Below are 18,684 nucleotides of genomic sequence, written 5' to 3'. Positions count from 1 at the left end.
AGATTGATAATAATAAATAAATTTTCCATAACTAATCCTTGCTTGTCATCTCCTTATAACGTTTTAGTAAATGGCTAAGGCGTTCTTCGTCACTTTTGAATGGTGTGTCCTTATAGGCTTTCTCGATGATCTCATCAAGCACTTCGTGGGCTTGGCGTAAACTGTCTGGCATGGTGTCTCGATGATAAAGCTCGGCTAGCGTACCACCCAACTCCTCACGCAAGTCCAAAATCTCCAAGACCTGCTCTTCAATCTGAGCTTTACGCCTGTCAGATAGCTCAGGGACAGGAAAGGTATTGTAAACCAGGCCAGCAGAATAGCGATAATCTGTTTTTAACTTACCACCAATGGCACGAAGCCAGGTCATGTGGAGACGAGACATGAGTAATCCTAGAAGATAGATAGGAGCGTTGTAGATTACCATAGCAGAATCTGAAATAATCGTATCATCACCAACAAAGCCCATAGGAACATAATCACGCTGTTCAGAAGAAACACGTGGAACTATGAGTTGGACAAACTCATCTGCATCAGAATCGAGAAATTTTTGATAAGCTGTATCCCTTTCTCCTTTTTGAACAAAAGCATACGGTGTCTTTGCTGCTTCTTGTGTTGATTTAGCTGAACTAGACAATCTCATCTTTCTTACATTTTCTAATCTATCAGCTAATAATGCATTATTTTTTAATTTATGATAATCAATATCTTTTAACCAAAAAACATAGCGTTGTTTTCTATTTATAAATTCTTCACTACCAATATATTTTTTAATAACTGTTGAAAGTTCAGGATAAGTGGAAATAATATCTTCTTTTTCTTTAATACTTGAAATAAGAAAATTACCTCCATCTCGTGGCATACTACCAAATACCATCTTAGGCAGACCATTTAGGACTCGAGAACTACTGGCCACGATAATATCTTCCCCACTAGTCAGGTAAGGATTGATGTGACTGACAAGACTACAAGTAAGGCTTTCATCATAAATGGCACGCTTTGACTTGGCATTATCATGATTGGCAAGACCGACAATAGCCACTGTTACCCCAGCATTGTTACTGGCACTATTGCCCCACTTGAAGGAAGTATAGGCAAACTCAATTGAAATTTTCTCCAGTAAATCCTGCCACAAGATAGCTACCTGCTCCCCTTGAAAAATAGAGTTGGTCGTTACAAAAGCCAGTTTCGCATTAGCCGTATTGATAAAATCAACTCCCTTGAAGAACCAACCTGCAATATAGTCCATCTTTTTATAAGATTGCCCCTGCCAGACTGCTTCTTCCAAATCTGCCTTTTGCTCCTTACTCTGCAATTTTGCTCCTATATACGGTGGATTGCCAACCAGGTATATCTCATCTGTTTCATCATGTGGAAGTACTTCATTCCAGTCTAGTCTTAGGGCGTTGCCTTGGATGATATTTCCGGTGTCTTTAAGGGGGAGAAAGGCTTGTTTAAGGTTGATTTCTTTTTCGGTCTCAACATTCATCTGGTGCTCAGCTATCCACAGAGATAGTCTCGCTACTTCATGGGCAAAATCGCTCAGCTCAATGCCATAAAAATGATTGAGTGTGATACGAGAACTTTCAAAAAAGCTAATCTGATAGTCCTCTGTCAATTGACGTAGGGTCTTTAATATCTTAATCTCAAGACGCCTTAATTCCTTATAAGTGATGATGAGAAAGTTTCCAGACCCACAGGCTGGATCGAAAAACTTGATCTGACTGATACGTTCTAAGAGATTCTGAAGTGCTTTGGCATAAAGTGAGCGGTTCTCACGCCTAGTTCGATCTGTAATATCCTTATCTTCATTATCGTTAATCTTATCGACAAGCAACTGGTAGGTCTGCGTCAAATCATCAAGAAAAAGAGGCTTGATGACTTTCATGATATTGCTCACACTAGTGTAGTGCATGCCTGAACGTGACCGATGTTCTGAACTTGCGACCGTCTGAATCATGGCCCCCAAGATGTCTGGGTTGATGTCATTCCAGTTAAGCAACTCGCCAGCTTCAATGATGAGCTTTCTGGTCTTGCGATTAAAGGTCAGATTGGTCTGAGCTTCTGTGAAGAGCTTACCGTTGACATAGGGAAAGTCTTGTAGCCAGCTCTCTTGATTGAGACGATTGGCAACATCTAAACTCGCAAAAATCTGATTAAAGAGCTCTCTTAGATCACTGCCATCCTCACTCGATCTAGTCTTAATACTATTAGTAAAAATACCCTTTTTCATGATTTCGGTATCTTCGGCAAAGAGCAAAAAGAGCAGGCGAATTAAGAACAAGTTGAATTCTTTTTCTTCATCACTTTGATTATCAAAATGATTGATTTGTCGTAATTCATCATAAAGACGAGTAAAACGCTCTGCCGCCTTGATATCTGCTGGATTTTCCTTAGCATAATCGACCTTCTCGATCCCATTCCAAGCCAAGAAAAAATCAGCATAGCTTGCTAAGTCTGCAAAAGCAATATTAAGCGTATCACCAGTCTTAATATCCTTACTTGCCCAATCTTCAAAATTAGTCACAATAATATAGCGTGGCTTAGACTTTTGACTAACAATCTCTTTCTCAATCTTAGCTACTTCTGCGACAACCGATTGCCCTTTTGCAATAATACGATAAAAAAGTTTATTTTTAATCAGATGTCCATTATCCTTACGCAGTCGGGTAAGTGTTGCTTTGGGAATAGCATAAAAAGACAAGAAATCATAAATGAAGGAAACTGGATCAATCTTCGTTTCTAACAATTGCTTTATCTTGTCTTCAATAGTAATAATATCAAATTTTGCCATACTAACTCCTAAAACTCATCTTCTATTTATTCCATTGTTCTAATACAAGGAGTATTTAGGATATCTACTGTTCTTTTATAAAGAATAAACGACCTAAAACACCGTTTAACTAATTAATAGATGACGAGACAGTTATTTGTTTAGTTAGTAGTAGGAATGTCAATGACTACTACTAACTGATATACTAGTATATCAGGCATGGTATCGCTTTCTTAAACAAGAAAAAACCGAGCTTTGACTGCTCGGTTTTTCTTACTTATCAGCAATTTTTTTCTTTTGTTAACTTATTTTGCTACTGCTCATCCTCAACAGCTTTACTTGCACGATCCGTTGTTAAACGAAGGGCTTTAAGATTGGCTCGCATGACTGAGAAGTAATCTTGGCCTTTCTTGATTTCTTCTTGGGTTAGACTTTCCAAGGGGTTAAGTACAGCGATATTAAGATTGGCTTCACTGGCGAGTGTTCTAGCTAGATTTTTTGAGGCACTTTTTTCAAAATAAATATACTTAATCTCATATTTTTTGACATAGTCGATGAGTTGGATCAGGCGTTTAGCACTTGGTTCTATATCTGCTGAGATGCCTGTTATGGCAATTTGTTGCAGCTGATAATCCAAAGCTAAATAAGTAAAAGCGGCATGCTGAGTGACAAAGCTTTTCTGTTTGGCTTGTGAAAAAGTCACTTGATAGTCTTTATCCAGTTCTTTCAACTGTTTCAAATACTGGGATGCATTTTGTTCAAATTGAGAAGCTAAATCAGGATGTGACTTGACTAAACTGTCTTTGATGTTTTCGACCAATTGAATCGCTCGACGTGGTGACAGCCAAAGATGTGGATCAACTTCATGAACATGTTCTTCTTTTTGATGTTCTTCTGGACTTTCTTGACTAGTCGCTAATATCATCTCACCACTAGCCTTAATCATATTCGTTTTTCTGCTACTATTGCTTTTTTCTAACTGAGCAACCCAAGTTTCCATACTTGGATCAAGATAGATAAAATCATCTGTTTTTTCCAACTCTATCATGGTTTTCGTTGAGGGTTCAAAGTCATGAATTTCCATTCCAGGTCCAATCAACATGGTCACATCTCCTGTGTTACCAACAACTGCCTTGGTAAAGGTATAAATCGGATAGAAAGTGGTCATCACTTTAATAGGCTTAGTTTCTGCCAAAACTGAATAACTTCTAAAACCTAGGCTCATTAGAAAGAAACTCAATAAGATACAAAATTGATAGAGGTGTTTCATAGTATTCTCCTTAATTGATTAACCAGTTAAGTATATCATCTTTTGTAAATTTTTCAAGAAAAATAAAAAAACTAGTCAAATTATTGGCTAGTTTTCTTAGTTATAGCTCTTCTGCCAGCTTATTGAGCTTACGCAGCCTATGATTGACGCCACTTTTGGTCAAGGGAAAATCCAAACTATCGGCTATCTGCTGAATAGAGTAGTCAGGATGAGCCACTCTTACTTGAGCAATTTGTTGCAATTCCAAGGGCAAATTTTCCAAGCCAAGATTATCCATAATTTTAATGATATTGTTAATGGTTTTCATGCTGGCTGTGATGGTTTTAGCGATATTAGCTGTTTCAGCATTGTTGGCACGGTTAAGGTCATTGCGTGTTTCCCGTAACAGTTTAATCTCCTCAAAACTGCTCCAAGCTTCCATGGCCTTAATCACAATCAGAAAATCCATAATGTCCTCTGCTTTTTGTAAATAAGTAATCGCACCATTTTTATGTTCCAAAACCTTGGCATCTAACATAAATTTACGCATGAGTTGAGCTAAGTCTTGGGCGTGATCCAAATAAACCGAAAATATTTCAAGTTGATACTTACCAGATTCTGGATCCCTTACCGTTCCTGTGGCTAGAAAAGCCCCGCGGAGATAGTCGCGCCCCACATCATCATCAGATAAGACACGTTTTTCAATACCTGTTGACAGACCAAAAAAAGCATCGGCTAATTGTAAATCGGCTAGAATCTGTGACACATCCTCACTCACCACCACCAAATAGACACGATTTTTTTTCAAATTGGTTTTTTGATGATGGGAAACTTCTGGCTCAATGTGGTAATAAGCCACTAACTGTTCATAAATATGACGAGCAATTTTAGCATTTTCAGTCATGATTGAAAGAGTTAAGCCGTCAGCAGTCAGGCTCAAATTACCAGACATTTTTACAAGTGCTGCTAGTTGTGCCTTATCAGGTTGGGGAAGTCCTAAAACTTCTTCTTTAATTCGTGTGGTAAAACTCATCTTGTCTTCCTTTAATTAACTGCATCAATTCTGCCACAACTCGATTGCCATCATGAAAAGCTCCGCCATTTTTCAAACGAAGAAAGTTAGAAGCGACCACTCGTTTGGTTAGTTTTTGTAAGCCTGTCAAATCATGCTCCACTTGCACCAAGTATTCATCAAAAGCATGGCTATTCATGTAGCCACTAGGAACAGGCTCGACATTAACCAAGACGGTATCAATAATATCTTGTCCCAAGTGCCGATTCAAGACGGCAACATGGTCACTGTCTTTGAAATGCTCCGTTTCACCATACTGGGTCATGATATTGCAAACATAAACAACCTCTGCTTGTGTCACCAAAAGTGCTTCACGGATTTCTGGAATCACGAGATTTGGCAAAATGGAGGTAAAGAGTGAACCAGGGCCTAAGACAATCAAGTCACTCTCCATAATAGCCTTAACCACCTGATCGCTGGCTTTTGGTGTGTCATCATTATAAGTGTTAGTGACAAAAACATGATCAATCATACCTTGATAATCTGAAATGCTACTCTCTCCCACCACTTCGTGTTCATCTTGAAAAACTGCATGTAGGGTCAAAGGCTGGTCGCTAGCAGGATAAATCTTACCTGTTGTATGGAAAAACTGGGTCAAAATTTGCATAGCCTTATAGGTTGACCCCTGCATTTCTGACAGACCTGCTATAATCAAATTACCCAAGGGATGACCTGCCAAGGGCCCATCATTTTCTTGGAAACGATACTGGAAGATTTGCTCGTAAAATTTGGGCATATCACTCATGGCCACTAAAACATTGCGAAGATCGCCAGGTGGTGAAATTTTCATGGCTGAACGCAGTTGCCCTGATGAGCTGCCATCATCAGCAACAGTCACAATAGCTGTAATATCAACATCTTCATGGCGAAGGCTACTCAAAATGACTGGAATGCCTGTTCCACCACCAATAACGGTTACTTTGGGTTTTCTCATGAGCGATTCACCGTTTCCTTACGTCGTTCACGGTCACGATGATTTTCATTAACCAACCAATTTTTCGACAAATCTTGAGATAATCTATGAGCAAAAGCCACACTGCGATGCTGACCACCTGTGCAACCAATAGCCAGTGTCAAAATTGACTTGCCTTCTGCCTTGTAAGACGGTAAAATCGGCTCTAGCATTGCCAGTAAATGCTGGTAAAATTGCTCGGACTGGGGTTGCGTCATCACATAATCAAACACCGCCTTATCCAAGCCAGTCTGCTCGCGTAAGGATTGTTGATAATAAGGATTAGGCAAAAAGCGAACATCAAAAACCAAATCTGCATCCAAAGGAAGTCCGTACTTAAAACCAAAACTCATCACTTCAATACGAAAACCTGATTGATCATCCCATTGGCAAAATTGATCGAGGATGGTTTGGCGTAATTGACGAGGAGTTAATTCGGTAGTATCAACAACATGTTGACTCAGATTTTTCAAGGGAGCTAGCAGCTCACGTTCACGGCTAATCCCATCTAAGACTCTGCCGTCTGCTGCCAAGGGATGACTACGTCTCGTTTCCTTATAACGGGCAACTAATTCACTATCTGTTGCATCTAAGAATAGGATTTTGACAGCTAACTGAGCATTCCTTTCTAGCTGGTCTAAAATTTGGCTCATCTCCTTGAAAAAAAGACGACTACGCATATCAATGACCAAGGCGACAGACTGGTAATCATCAGTCTGTTGAATTAACTCTAAAAATTTGGGGACCAAGGCCGGTGGCATATTATCAATGGTAAAGTAGCCACGATCTTCGAAGGATTGGATAGCTACGGTTTTACCTGCACCACTCATTCCTGTCACAATCACTAAATCAAGGCCTTTATTCATGACAACACTCCTTTCCTTATCTTTTCTACATTATAGCATAAATCAAGAATATCCGACGACAAGCAACGAAAAAAATCGCCGAAGCGATCTTTTTATGGTTTCAAACGGTGTAACATGCGTGGGAATGGAATGGCTTCACGAATATGTTTCGTTCCTGCCACAAAGGTCACCATACGCTCCAAGCCTAGACCAAAACCTGCATGAGGAACTGATCCATATTTACGCAAATCAAGATAGAAGGCATAATCCTTAGGATCTAGTCCTTCTGCTACAATCTTGTCATATAATTTTTGGTAATCATCTTCACGAACCGAACCACCAATGATTTCACCATAGCCTTCTGGTGCCAACAAATCCGCACACAAGACACGCTCTGGATTGTCTGGAACTGGTTTCATATAGAAGGCCTTAAAGCTAGCTGGGTAGTTGACCACAAAAGTCGGCACACCAAAGTAGTTAGAAATCCACGTTTCATGTGGTGAACCAAAATCATCGCCATGCTCTATGTGTTCATAATCTGTATCTTCGTCCGCCTCATGCTCTTGTAAAAGACTGATAGCATCGTCATAAGACACACGCTTAAATGGCTCTGCAATATAACGTTTAAGCGCTTCAACATCACGTTCTAGAATTTCTAAGGCTTGAGGTGCACGGTCTAATACCCCTTGAATCAAGGCTTTAACATAAGCCTCTTGTAAATCAAGTGACTGCTCATGACTCATGAAAGCATACTCTGCATCCATCATCCAAAATTCAGTCAAATGACGTCGTGTCTTAGATTTTTCAGCACGGAAAACTGGACCAAAGTCAAATACTCGACCCAAGGCCATAACCCCTGCTTCTAGATAAAGCTGACCTGATTGACTTAGAAAGGCTGGATTGCCAAAGTAGTCTGTTTCAAACAGTTCTGTCGTATTTTCAGCTGCATTTCCTGATAAGATTGGGCTATCAAATTTGACAAAGCCATTTTGGTCAAAAAATTCATAAGTTGCATAAATAATAGCATTACGGATTTGCATGATAGCCATTTGGCGACGTGAACGTAACCACAAATGACGGTGATCCATCAAGAAATCTGTTCCATGTTCTTTTGGTGTAATTGGGTAATCCACACTTTCTCCAACTACTTCCAAGTCAGTCACATCCAGTTCATAACCAAATTTTGAGCGTTCATCTTCTTTAACGATACCTGTTACCAAAACAGACGTTTCTTGGCTAAGGCGTTTAATCACGTCAAACTTGGCTGTTCCGTCTTCTTCACCATATTTTTCAATAAAATTAGGCTTAAAAGCAACACCTTGGAAAAAGGCTGTGCCATCTCGTAATTGCAAAAAGGCTAATTTTCCTTTACCTGACTTGTTAGCTACCCATGCACCGATGGTCACTTCCTGACCAACATGATCTTTCACATCAATAATTGCAACATAATCTTTTGACATCATTTTTCTTTTCTTTCTATTTTAATTTTCCATAAAAGACTTAATGCGTTTAGCGGCTTCTGTTAAACTCTTTAAGTCTGTCGCATAACTTAGACGAATATGATTTGGTGCACCAAACCCTTCACCTGCAACAAGGGCCACACCCGTTTTTTCAAGTAAATCATTGGTAAAATCAACAACTTGCTCATAGCCTTTTAGTTTCATGGCTTCACTGACATTGATAAAAAGATAAAAGGCACCTTGAGGTTTAATTAAACTAAAACCTGGAATCTCTTGGATAAGTGGATAAATGGTATTTAGACGCTCTTCAAAAGCTTGACACATCTTTTCAACCTCATCTTGTGGACCAGTTAGAGCTTCAATGGCTGCATATTGAGCAACTGTGGTCAAATTAGATGTGGTTTGGCTGATGAACTTACTCATAGCAGAAATAATGGCTGCATTTCCAACTGCAAAACCAACTCGCCAACCTGTCATGGCATAGGTCTTAGACACCCCATTGACCACGACAGTTTGTTGCCGAATGGCTTCAGATAAACTGGAAATTGGAACAAACTCTGTTTCATTATAAACCAAGCGCCCATAGATATCATCAGCTAAAATTAAAACATCTCGCTCCACCGCCCAACGACCAATAGCCAATAACTCTTCACGACTATAAACCATTCCCGTTGGATTGGATGGTGTATTTAACAGCAAAACTTTCGTCCGCGAACTGACCATCTGTTCCAAATCAGCTACTGTAACCTTAAACTGATTGGTTTCATTAGTTTCAACAAAAATGGGTTGACCTTGAGCCAAGACGACCTGCTCAGCATAAGATACCCAGTAAGGTGTAGGAATAAGCACTTCATCGCCCTCATCCAAGACAGCCATAAAAAAGGCATATAGGATAAATTTAGCTCCAGTAGCGGCTACAATTTCCTTTGACGACACCTCATAACCATAATAGTGTTTCATGTAGCTTGTAATCGCAGATTTCAAATCTGGTAAACCACTGGCTACGGTATAGTAGCTCGCTTGACCACTTACAATACTGTCAATGGCTTGTTTACCAATATTTTTAGGCGTTGAAAAATCAGGTTGTCCTAGTGTCAAGTCAATAATATCCTTGCCCTGTGCTTTCAAAGCCTGTGCCCTAGCACCAGTAGCTAAGGTGGCACTTTCTTGCATGGCTTGGATTCGCTTGGCTAATTTGCTCATAGCCCCTCCTTTTTCACTAACTCACCTGAAGTAAAATCAATCAGATAGTAGGCTTTGTCTGACTTAACTTCCCAGATTGACCGTTCTTGATAACGACCAAATACTGCTTTATCAATAGTACCTGCACCATAGTCTTGAGCCTTGGCTACTGCTTCTTCCTTACTCAAGCCTGTACTTTGTGGCACCATATAAACCTGACCAGTTTCTTGGTTAATTGTAACAATGACCTCTTGGTCATCTTGAGTTTGACCATAAATAGTGTAATAGGTCATTTCACCACTGTAACGTTCTACCTGATTCGTCTGCTTTAATTGGGCAACTTCTTGGGCTACTTGTCTTGCTTGCTGACTAGCTAGCAAATGAGGACGCATAGCCCAATAAGCCATAATCATCACTGCAAAAAACAAGGAAAACAATAACAAAACAAAACCAAAAAGATACTGTTTATATAAGGGAATCGTTCTGTCCATACTTTTCCTTTCTTTTTTATGATTGATACTCATTCTATTATATCAAAAATTCTGCAATTACTGGCAGAATTTTTATGAAATTTCCCTGCTCCATTTGAAAATTATCTTCTAAATAATCCAAGATAGTAGAACTATAAGAACGACTTAACAGCCGTTGATCTAAAATCAAAATAGCTGACTTTTGCTCAGGACGGCGCTGGGAACGACCAAAGGCCTGAATTAAACGCAAGAGCATCATAGGTAGCGTATAACTCATAAAAGGATTCTGTCCCCTTTGTTCCAACTCTCGATAAATTTTTTGACTAAAACGATCCTTAGGGTTCTCAAAAGGCAACTGCGTAATGACCGTTAATAAGCGGTCTTGTTCTTTAAAATCTACCCCTTCCCAAAAGGTTCCCGTTCCTAACAATAGCCCATTTTTTTCACGGTCAAAACGTTTTTTCAAGCCAAAAGGTTGACCATTCTTATATTGACAAAGATGATTAACTTCAACTTCGTCTAATAAGTCAGAAACCTTCAACATCATTTTTTTTGAGGTAAACAAGGCTAGAATAGGGTAATCAAGTTGGACTAACTGGACCAATTTTTCAGCTAAAAATAGGGCGTATTGTTCCTGTGATAAGGAACGAATATCTGGTAAATCTCTTGGTAAATAGAGGTGTTGTGTTGTTGTTCGTTCACTAGGCAAACGCTCAAAGTGATAGCTTTCTAGTTGTAACAGGTCGGCTAGATTAACGTCCTGACTAATCTGCAAACTGGATGAAATTAAATAAAGTTTCTTCGGTTTGATAAGTTCAGTTAGTCGAACCAGCTCTTTCTGGCTACTATGGAGTATGATTTGGTCTGGCTCATTTAGTTCATCTTTTTCTAGCCAAACCAATGGAAAATCTTCGGATAAGGCTTTAGCCAAAGGTTGTAATGCAACAAGATCCAATTCAGACAGATCTTGACGTAGCTTAGGCAAACGTAGTTCCAACTGCTCTTGGCAGTATGACTCGTTGCCATTAACCACTTGTTCCAGTTCGAATTGCAGACTTTCTAATAAGCGTTGTTGCAAATGATTAGTTATTTCGTCTAGTAACAACTTTATTTGACTCAGCAATTGAGTTAAATTTAGACGCTGATGAGTTTGTGCCTCCAAAGTTGCCAACATAGCCTGCGCTTCATCAATCACCAGCACCTTGTTCGTGATAAAATTCTGACGCTCTTTACTTTCTTCTAACAAATAAGCATGATTGGTTATCAAAAGACGACTAGTTTTAGCTTTTTCTTGAGCACGTCGCCAAAAATCCATTTCATAAAAAGGTGAGTACACATCTAAACGCCCATCATGTCGTAAGGCTTCAAAAAATGGCTCCATCCCTTGTTGTTGTCTAATTTCATCTAAATCTCCCGTTTGCGTTTCAGCCAACCAAACAAGCACACGCATTTTATAACGATTCAATAAACGGTTGCTCTCAGGAGTTTCCAGACTCTTTTGGAAGGATTCCAGTTTAATATAATTTCTGGCAGCCTTGATGCTCTGACTGCTTAGGTTAAAACAGTTTCTTAGCCATGCTGCCTCTTGATAATAAAGTTGATCTTGTAACGTCTTGGTTGGTACGGCAACAACCAGTTGCTCTTTGAAACCTTGACTAAGTAAGGGAAGAAGATACCCTAAACTTTTTCCGATTCCAGTTGGGGCTTGAATCAAACTTGGCTCTGGCAATGCCAAGCCCTGCTCAATCAATTGAGCAAATGCTTCTTGCTTCGGTCTAACATCTAAGCCCAAAGTCTTTAGATTATCAGTAAAATGTCTAGCCAACTCTTTTTCCTTAGCTAGAGATAAGATTTTTTTCAACATCAGATGTTCAACCAACTCATACTGATCAAGGTCATCTTCTCTCATCTTCTCTTCCAAAATTTCATCAATAATGAGATGACTTTCATAAAGGAGATGATGTGAAAAAGTCTTTAAGACCTGCAAGGTCTGTTGGGGAAGCTGTCTAATCTTTTCTTGTAGCATTAAAAAAATTTCTGCCGTTGCTCGTGCATCTGCAATCGCCGTATGCGCTTGATTAAGTTTAACCTCCAAAGCACTGGCTAACTGGGCAAGAGAATATTTTTCCAAGGTTGGAAAAAAAACTTGACTTAATTCGACTGTATCAACTCGTGGTTGACGAAGTTCATACCCTTCCCAAAAGAGTTGCTCTGTTAATAGATTGGCATCGAATTTAACATTATGAGCAACAAAAATAGCATCCTTAATCAACTCATAAATACGACTAGCTACTTGCGAAAACTCTGGAGCAACTGACAGCTGCTCATCTGTAATGCCTGTCAAACTAATAATATGTTCGTCCAAGGGTTGATGAGGATTAACATCTGTTTCAAAGGTTTCTGTGATTTGTCCGTTTTCAATAATGACAATCCCCACTTGGATAATGGAAGAATCAATCGCCGTTCCAGTTGCTTCCAAATCAACAACGGCGTACTTGCGCAGCTTATTCACTTTCATAGTGCCTCTATTATATCATTTTTAATCGCCAAATTGAGGTTTTTTTGATAGACTAGATGTATGAAAATTATAAAAACAGTTAATACTTTTGCGCGTGAAAACACCTATTATTTAGTCAATGACAAGGCTTGTCTTATTATTGATCCTGGTAGTGATACAGACTTCATCTGTCAAAAATTAAGAGAAATCAACAAACCCGTCGCTGCCATCCTACTCACTCATGCCCACTATGATCACATCATGGGGGTTGATGTGGTTCGAGAAAATTTCAACCAACCACCTGTCTATGTGTCAGAAAAAGAATCAAGTTGGCTTTATACACCTCATCAAAATCTTTCAGGCCTTAGTCGTCATGATGATATGGCGGATGTTATGATTAAGCCTGCTGATTATTATTTTGATTATGGACAGTCCTATAACCTAAGCGAGTTTCATTTCTATGTTCTTGAAACGCCTGGTCATTCTCATGGTGGGGTCTCTTTTGTTTTTCCAAAAGAAGAAATCGTCTTTTCTGGTGACGCTCTCTTCAAAGAGTCTATCGGTCGAACCGATTTACCGACCAGTGATTTTGACCAACTCATCACCAGTATAACCACCCAGCTTTTTACTCTACCTAACCATTACGCTGTCTATCCAGGTCATGGGTGGAGTACAACCATTGGTCATGAAAAAAGTTTCAACCCCTTTTTCATCAAATAAAAATAAAGTCCTTAACAAATTTGTTAAGGACTTTTTGATATACATTATCTAAACTATCAAACTAAAGTTACTACTCATATCTCAAGGCTTCAATTGGATCCAACTTACTTGCCTTATTGGCTGGTAAAACACCAAAGATAATACCAACCATGGCAGAAAAAGCAATGCTAACAAAAACAGTAGCCAAGGATATTTCTGGCTTACCAAGATTAGCAACCAGTCCTTCAATATTGCCCAAGGCATAAGTAAACAAATAAGCAATAATCAATCCAATGAAACCACCTAAAATCGTCAACACGACAGATTCAATTAAAAATTGTACCAAAATATTACGGCGAGTTGCTCCCAAAGCCTTGCGAAGACCAATCTCTCGCGTTCTTTCAGTTACGGATACCAACATGATATTCATGACACCAATTCCTCCGACAAAAAGAGAAATTCCACCAATAAAACCAATAAACATGGTCATGGTGCCAACTTGCTGTTTGATTGATTCTAACATTTGAGAAATATCAAACATGGTAAACTCACCTTCTTTGGCATCAGATAACTCGGTTAAACGCTTAGCCGCCTGAGTTCCTAGCTCACTAGCCTGTAAGACATCTGGCACATAAAAATTAACTGCACCAATCTCATCAACATTAAATTCTGCGGCTAGTTGCGTGTTGGCTAAGATCGCGTTTCCTTCTGAAGTCGCTCCATAACTGGCTGAACCTGCTGCGGGATCTTTATAAACACCGACCACTCGGTATTGCTTATTGCCAACATCAACGGTTTGATTAAGGGCTTCTTCATACGAAGAAAATAATTTTTTTGCCAAGACCTTATCAATCATAATTAAGCGAGAAAACTGACTGTAGTCTGAGACGCCCAGTTGGCGACCTGCCAAAATCTTATATTTCTTTATCCCAAAATAAGTGCTAGTGACTCCTGTTAAAGTTACCTTACTAGATTTCTTATTCTGATAAGAGATAGCTTCTGTTGTCGTATTTGTCGCATAATAACCACTGATACCAGGAATTTCTCGAACAATTTGTTCTAACCACTCTTCTCGAATCAAAGGGGGTTTGATAGTTGGCGACACATCTTCTGGAAAGAGAGCATTATCCCCTTTTTTCTGGTAAAACAAGCTAACATCATGTTGAAATTGTGACGCTTGTTTGGTAATGCTTTTAGTCACACCTGTACCAATAGCCATAACCACTGACACAGCAGCCACACCAATGATAACCCCCAACATGGTCAAGAAAGATCGCATTTTATGCCCTAAAATCGAGCTAATGGCAAATTTCCAATTTTGCATTGATTCCTCCTTCCCTACTCAATTCTTACACTGTCTGTTGTATCTGCTGTAATCTCACCATCACGAATGACAATTTTTCTAGTTGCATAGTCAGCAATTTCTGGCTCATGCGTAACCATGATAATCGTCTTGCCTTCTCTATTGAGCTGGGTCAATAATTCCATGATTTGATTACTGGTTTTAGTATCAAGAGCTCCTGTTGGCTCATCAGCTAGGATAATTGAGGGATTGTTAACCAAGGCACGCGCGATTGCCACCCGTTGCTTTTGTCCCCCAGACATTTCAGACGGCATGTGGTACATGCGATTCGCAAGCTCGACTTTTTCTAAAAATTGCTCAGCTAGCTCACGTCGTTTTCTTGCTCCCACACCAGCATAAATCAAGGGAAGTTCGACATTCTCAAGGGCATTTAATTTGGATAAGAGAAAAAATTGTTGGAAGACAAAACCGATTTCTTCGTTTCTGACCTGTGCCAACTCCACTTCTGGCAAATCTTCTACTTCATTATCAGCCAAATGGTAAAGACCACTTGTTGGCGCATCTAAAAGACCAATAATATTCATCAAAGTGGATTTACCCGAACCAGATGGCCCCATAATCGCTAAAAATTCACCCTCATAAACCGTTAGATCAATTCCCTTAAGTACTTGTAACTCCTCTTCACCACTGCGATAAGACTTCGTGATTTGCTTTAAGGTCATCAAAGCTTTCGGTCTATCCTTCACTTGAACTTCCTCCCTCACTGTCAGCCTGAGCATCGCCTTCTGTGTCCTCAGAAGCAACACTTTCCAACACTTGACCGTCTTTTAATTTATTATCTGGATTGGTTACAACCACTTGACCAACTTCTAAGCCTGTATTGATTTCTTGCGAACGGGCATCAGCATTACCAATGCTGACTTCTTTTTTAGCGACTGTTCCATTATTTTCATCATAAACCCAGACATAAGATTTATCTCCCTCAACGACAAGTGCACCAATTGGAACAACAAAACCTTTCTTATCGTTAATGACTTCAACGGAAACAGTAAAGCCTTGCTTTAAGTCACCTAAATCACTTGTAATATCAGCTGTGTAATTATAAGTTGGGGTCGAATTGGTTGAGCCGCTTTCCGTTGGATTGGGGTAATTCGAAATCGAAGCAATTGTTCCTGTCCATTCTTTATCGCTATAAACCTTAGATTTAATTTTTATAGCTTGACCAACCTTAATATTGGCTAAGTCATACTCCGTCAGCGTTCCTTTTACCTGCAATTGTCCCTCACTCGTAACATGAACAATGCTCTGACTGGTCTTGGAGGCAGGATCAATATTGTTATTGACCGCAACCACTGTACCAGAAACAGTACTGGTAATCACCGACTCATTCAAGGCAGCTTGAGCTTTATCGATTTCTCCCTGGGCATTAGCATAGGCATCATTAAGGTCTTGGAGTTGCTGCTCATAACTAGCTGTGGCCTGCATGGTTGGTGGTGTTGTCATCGTATAAGTTTCACCCGTTTCTGGATCTGTGGTCGTATTGGTTGTTGGGAGATTGCCATAAGCTCTCAAGTACTCAATCTGACGAGCAACCTTATTCAAGTTACGAATAGCTGTGTCATAGTCGGTCTGAGCCTTGGTAATATCATACTGCACCAACTGCTGACCTTCTGTGACCTGATCACCAACAGCTACAGTGGCAGTAGCACTTGTTCCCTTACTGGCATCGTAATAAACATACTGTTCAGACAAGGCCTTGACAGTACCAGATAACAAGGTCGCAGATGCTAAAGACCCTTCTTTAACATTAGCAATCTTATAAAGATTATCTGAGGCAACATTAGAAGTTTGATTATTTTTAAAATAGGTAACTCCCGCAAAACCAATTAGGCCTAAAAGCCCTAGGCTAACCAGACCCCACTTTTTCTTCTTCAACGTTTTTTTTCTATGTTTTCTTGACATAAAATCCCTCCTTATCTCGTACCCTTGTATGAGTTATATAATATAATTATAAAGTTTTGAAAAATCCTTGTCAATGATTGGCTGTTAAATTCATTATAAATTTACACTATCTTTTCCATCCACAAAAAACTTCCCAGTTTTAAACTGAGAAGTTGTATTTGGTTAATTAAACAGGAAATTAACGAAACGATTAGCGATTTTTTCCGTTGCTTTTTCAATATCTTCCTTATCCCAAGTATCTTTTTCATACCCAGATAAAGCCTGTGCTAAATGATAACGACTGCCACGGTAACCCTGACCACTTGTCACTTCGTTTTCTTTTTTGGTTCTAAACCAAGCATCACCAATACCACGGTTAATTTCTGCTTCTAATAAAATCTTGTTACCTAATTTTTCCGCATAGCTATAAAATTCATCTTGGTCAACAAAACCTGCATCTCGCATAATCGATTCACGATTTAGACCACTCTGAGGCATGATATGTTCGACATCAACCAAGCCATCTAATTTGAAAGGTAAGCCTTGCTCTTGACTGTAAAGGTAGTCATTAACAAAAACCAACGTTTTAGGTAGGCCACTCTCCAACAGGCGACTTCTAATATCTTCTGGAGTAAAGTGATGAGCAATGTGGTCTTTAACCTCCTGAATCAAATCAGACTCACTGTAAGTGTCAACTTGGCTATATTTAAGATTGATTTTTTCCAAAAATCCTTTGAAAATAGAGTGACTGTAAGAAAAATCTGTCACATCCAAAAGAATAGCCAGACGTAGTAAATAACTCAAGTAACGACTATCTGTCGAGCGATAAAAGAGGTAAGACGAAACAAAGGGTCTAAAATTACCATAAAATCTTCCCATAATCTGACCTAATTCGGTTTGCTCAAAACTCGACCAATTGCTTATAATTTGGTTTAACTCATTGATAAAGATCTGATCTTCTTTCAAAAGATAGGCACGTTTTTTGAAGAAGGCACGAATCCCTCGGTTATTAGTTTCTTTTTGCTCTTTAGCTAATTTCACAAAAATATAATAAGTCATGAGCAAATTTAAGTCCAAAGATGATTGATCCACCCGTTGAACCAAGTCCTTCCAAGAAGCTTCAAAATCACGTCTGTCCTTAGATACTGCCGTTGCTCGAGACACCAAAACTTCAATAGCTGTCAAAGGCAGACCAGTACCATTTAAGGAATTAAAAATGTTGATGGCTTGATCCGTATTGAAACTGGTAATGGTAATAATTTGACAATGAGAGAGTAGATGAGTTGCAAAATCCCTAATTTGGGTGTTGGTCAACGGTTGACAATAATGATAAAAGTAACGGAAGTTTTTATAAAAATTGGTGTATTTATTGTCCTTGCGTCGTCCTTTAATCTTAATCACGCTATACTCAATGGTTGACAGGTCTTCACCTCTTAAAATACTATTCAAATCACTAGCATAAAGTTCGGAAATCGAATCATTTTTATATTTGATTTGATGGTCTTGCAAGTCATGTTGACCACGACGATAGTTAAAGGCATCCTCATCTGATAAATTATATAGCATAGTGACCGTTCTAGCTATTAAGCCCTTAAGTTCTTCCAATAATCTAGCATCTGCCAAAGACTCTTCTGATAAATGTGAGATTTCCTGCTTTAATTTCAACAAAACTGCCTTGAGCAATAACATGAAGGTTGTTGTTCGTTGCTGACCATCAATCAAGGAAATTTCATGCTCTTCCCCAGATTCTTGAGCGATCAATACCGCACCAAAGAAATAGTTATCCTGTTCATCAGCACTAAAGTTTTCTTGATGATTCTTAATATCCTCAATCAACTGCTCACACTGTCCCACCTGCCAAGCGTAGGGACGCTGATAACTTGGGATATAAAATTCTCTTCGCTTACTAAAATAATCTTCAATATTCTGCAAATCTGGCTTAATATCATTTCTTACCATATTTTGTTCTCCTCAAAATAATTCAATAAAAAAATTCTCACAAAGGAGAATTTTTCATCAGCAAAAACAGCTTACCCTTTATAAACAACAGTGTAAGATGGATTGCCACCAGCCATATTTTCTGCCGTTTGTTTATCCATAAAAGGTCCCATAACTACATTACCAAACTGATCAACAACATACCAATTTCCCATTTAGTTCACCTCCTTTCCCAATAGTGACTTAATCTAAGTAATTGACAAAGTCAATTACTTAGATTAAAAAATACTGTAAGTATATTTTAAT

At 39.0% G+C, this 18,684-nt stretch carries 15 protein-coding genes; 1 reads left to right on the top strand and 14 read right to left on the bottom strand.

What is annotated here, in order from left to right; genetic code table 11:
- Positions 1-31: 31 nt before the first annotated feature.
- From FRX51_RS00950 to FRX51_RS00910, 9 genes are all read right to left on the bottom strand, one after another.
- Complete coding sequence (locus FRX51_RS00950; RefSeq protein WP_146495050.1) at positions 32-2,791, bottom strand: DNA methyltransferase; 2,760 nt, start codon at positions 2,789-2,791, stop codon at positions 32-34.
- Positions 2,792-3,083: 292 nt separating this feature from the next.
- Complete coding sequence (locus FRX51_RS00945) at positions 3,084-4,040, bottom strand: metal ABC transporter substrate-binding protein (RefSeq protein WP_146495048.1); 957 nt, start codon at positions 4,038-4,040, stop codon at positions 3,084-3,086.
- A gap of 100 nt (positions 4,041-4,140) precedes the next feature.
- The gene (whiA, locus tag FRX51_RS00940) at positions 4,141-5,052 is read right to left on the bottom strand and encodes a DNA-binding protein WhiA (RefSeq protein WP_146495046.1); all 912 of its coding nucleotides are present in this window, start codon (positions 5,050-5,052) and stop codon (positions 4,141-4,143) included.
- Positions 5,030-6,025 carry a YvcK family protein gene (locus FRX51_RS00935; protein ID WP_146495044.1) on the bottom strand — a complete coding sequence of 332 codons (996 nt, stop codon included), beginning with the start codon at positions 6,023-6,025 and terminating at the stop codon, positions 5,030-5,032. The genes whiA and FRX51_RS00935 overlap by 23 nt, the downstream gene beginning before the upstream one ends.
- Positions 6,022-6,909, bottom strand: coding sequence for an RNase adapter RapZ (gene rapZ, locus FRX51_RS00930; protein WP_146495042.1), 888 nt, complete (start codon positions 6,907-6,909; stop codon positions 6,022-6,024). The genes FRX51_RS00935 and rapZ overlap by 4 nt, the downstream gene beginning before the upstream one ends.
- Before the next feature lie 92 nt (positions 6,910-7,001).
- Positions 7,002-8,348, bottom strand: a complete 1,347-nt coding sequence (gene asnS / locus FRX51_RS00925) for an asparagine--tRNA ligase (RefSeq protein ID WP_146495040.1) — start codon at positions 8,346-8,348, stop codon at positions 7,002-7,004.
- A gap of 21 nt (positions 8,349-8,369) precedes the next feature.
- Positions 8,370-9,551 carry a pyridoxal phosphate-dependent aminotransferase gene (locus FRX51_RS00920; RefSeq protein ID WP_146495037.1) on the bottom strand — a complete coding sequence of 394 codons (1,182 nt, stop codon included), beginning with the start codon at positions 9,549-9,551 and terminating at the stop codon, positions 8,370-8,372.
- Positions 9,548-10,021, bottom strand: a complete 474-nt coding sequence (locus FRX51_RS00915) for a DUF5590 domain-containing protein (protein WP_186603304.1) — start codon at positions 10,019-10,021, stop codon at positions 9,548-9,550. Before FRX51_RS00915 ends, FRX51_RS00920 begins: the two co-directional genes overlap by 4 nt.
- A gap of 37 nt (positions 10,022-10,058) precedes the next feature.
- A complete protein-coding gene (locus FRX51_RS00910) occupies positions 10,059-12,518 on the bottom strand; it encodes a bifunctional DnaQ family exonuclease/ATP-dependent helicase (RefSeq protein WP_146495033.1) in 2,460 nt (819 codons plus the stop codon).
- 60 nt (positions 12,519-12,578) lie between these two features.
- Here FRX51_RS00910 and FRX51_RS00905 point away from each other — a divergent pair, with 60 nt between their 5' ends.
- Positions 12,579-13,217: an MBL fold metallo-hydrolase gene (locus FRX51_RS00905; protein WP_146495031.1), complete on the top strand. Its 639-nt coding sequence runs from the start codon at positions 12,579-12,581 to the stop codon at positions 13,215-13,217.
- A gap of 70 nt (positions 13,218-13,287) precedes the next feature.
- Here FRX51_RS00905 and FRX51_RS00900 read toward each other — a convergent pair whose 3' ends face one another.
- From FRX51_RS00900 to FRX51_RS05860, 5 genes are all read right to left on the bottom strand, one after another.
- Complete coding sequence (locus FRX51_RS00900) at positions 13,288-14,520, bottom strand: ABC transporter permease (protein ID WP_146495029.1); 1,233 nt, start codon at positions 14,518-14,520, stop codon at positions 13,288-13,290.
- A 14-nt stretch (positions 14,521-14,534) separates the two neighbouring features.
- Complete coding sequence (locus FRX51_RS00895) at positions 14,535-15,221, bottom strand: ABC transporter ATP-binding protein (RefSeq protein ID WP_261378946.1); 687 nt, start codon at positions 15,219-15,221, stop codon at positions 14,535-14,537.
- 13 nt (positions 15,222-15,234) lie between these two features.
- The gene (locus FRX51_RS00890) at positions 15,235-16,461 is read right to left on the bottom strand and encodes an efflux RND transporter periplasmic adaptor subunit (protein WP_146495027.1); all 1,227 of its coding nucleotides are present in this window, start codon (positions 16,459-16,461) and stop codon (positions 15,235-15,237) included.
- Between the two features lie 162 nt (positions 16,462-16,623).
- Positions 16,624-18,399 carry a DUF262 domain-containing protein gene (locus tag FRX51_RS00885; RefSeq protein WP_146495025.1) on the bottom strand — a complete coding sequence of 592 codons (1,776 nt, stop codon included), beginning with the start codon at positions 18,397-18,399 and terminating at the stop codon, positions 16,624-16,626.
- Between the two features lie 71 nt (positions 18,400-18,470).
- Positions 18,471-18,593 (bottom strand): hypothetical protein, encoded by a 123-nt coding sequence (locus tag FRX51_RS05860; protein ID WP_261379605.1) that lies wholly within the window; start codon positions 18,591-18,593, stop codon positions 18,471-18,473.
- Positions 18,594-18,684 lie beyond the last annotated feature (91 nt).

It is taken from the genome of Streptococcus sp. sy010, assembly GCF_007859175.1.
Taxonomy (GTDB): Bacteria; Bacillota; Bacilli; order Lactobacillales; family Streptococcaceae; genus Streptococcus.
The sequence above is the reverse complement of the archived record's forward strand: the minus strand, read 5'-3'. Positions and strand labels throughout refer to the sequence as shown.

Excerpts from the sequence above, each read along its gene's own strand:
- FRX51_RS00950 (WP_146495050.1), bottom strand. The coding sequence starts at position 2,791 with ATGGCAAAATTTGATATTATTACTATTGAAGACAAGATAAAGCAATTG.
- FRX51_RS00945 (WP_146495048.1), bottom strand. The coding sequence starts at position 4,040 with ATGAAACACCTCTATCAATTTTGTATCTTATTGAGTTTCTTTCTAATG.
- whiA (WP_146495046.1), bottom strand. The coding sequence starts at position 5,052 with ATGAGTTTTACCACACGAATTAAAGAAGAAGTTTTAGGACTTCCCCAA.
- FRX51_RS00935 (WP_146495044.1), bottom strand. The coding sequence starts at position 6,025 with ATGAGAAAACCCAAAGTAACCGTTATTGGTGGTGGAACAGGCATTCCA.
- rapZ (WP_146495042.1), bottom strand. The coding sequence starts at position 6,909 with ATGAATAAAGGCCTTGATTTAGTGATTGTGACAGGAATGAGTGGTGCA.
- asnS (WP_146495040.1), bottom strand. The coding sequence starts at position 8,348 with ATGTCAAAAGATTATGTTGCAATTATTGATGTGAAAGATCATGTTGGT.
- FRX51_RS00920 (WP_146495037.1), bottom strand. The coding sequence starts at position 9,551 with ATGAGCAAATTAGCCAAGCGAATCCAAGCCATGCAAGAAAGTGCCACC.
- FRX51_RS00915 (WP_186603304.1), bottom strand. The coding sequence starts at position 10,021 with ATGGACAGAACGATTCCCTTATATAAACAGTATCTTTTTGGTTTTGTT.
- FRX51_RS00910 (WP_146495033.1), bottom strand. The coding sequence starts at position 12,518 with ATGAAAGTGAATAAGCTGCGCAAGTACGCCGTTGTTGATTTGGAAGCA.
- FRX51_RS00905 (WP_146495031.1), top strand. The coding sequence starts at position 12,579 with ATGAAAATTATAAAAACAGTTAATACTTTTGCGCGTGAAAACACCTAT.
- FRX51_RS00900 (WP_146495029.1), bottom strand. The coding sequence starts at position 14,520 with ATGCAAAATTGGAAATTTGCCATTAGCTCGATTTTAGGGCATAAAATG.
- FRX51_RS00895 (WP_261378946.1), bottom strand. The coding sequence starts at position 15,221 with ATGACCTTAAAGCAAATCACGAAGTCTTATCGCAGTGGTGAAGAGGAG.
- FRX51_RS00890 (WP_146495027.1), bottom strand. The coding sequence starts at position 16,461 with ATGTCAAGAAAACATAGAAAAAAAACGTTGAAGAAGAAAAAGTGGGGT.
- FRX51_RS00885 (WP_146495025.1), bottom strand. The coding sequence starts at position 18,399 with ATGGTAAGAAATGATATTAAGCCAGATTTGCAGAATATTGAAGATTAT.
- FRX51_RS05860 (WP_261379605.1), bottom strand. The coding sequence starts at position 18,593 with ATGGGAAATTGGTATGTTGTTGATCAGTTTGGTAATGTAGTTATGGGA.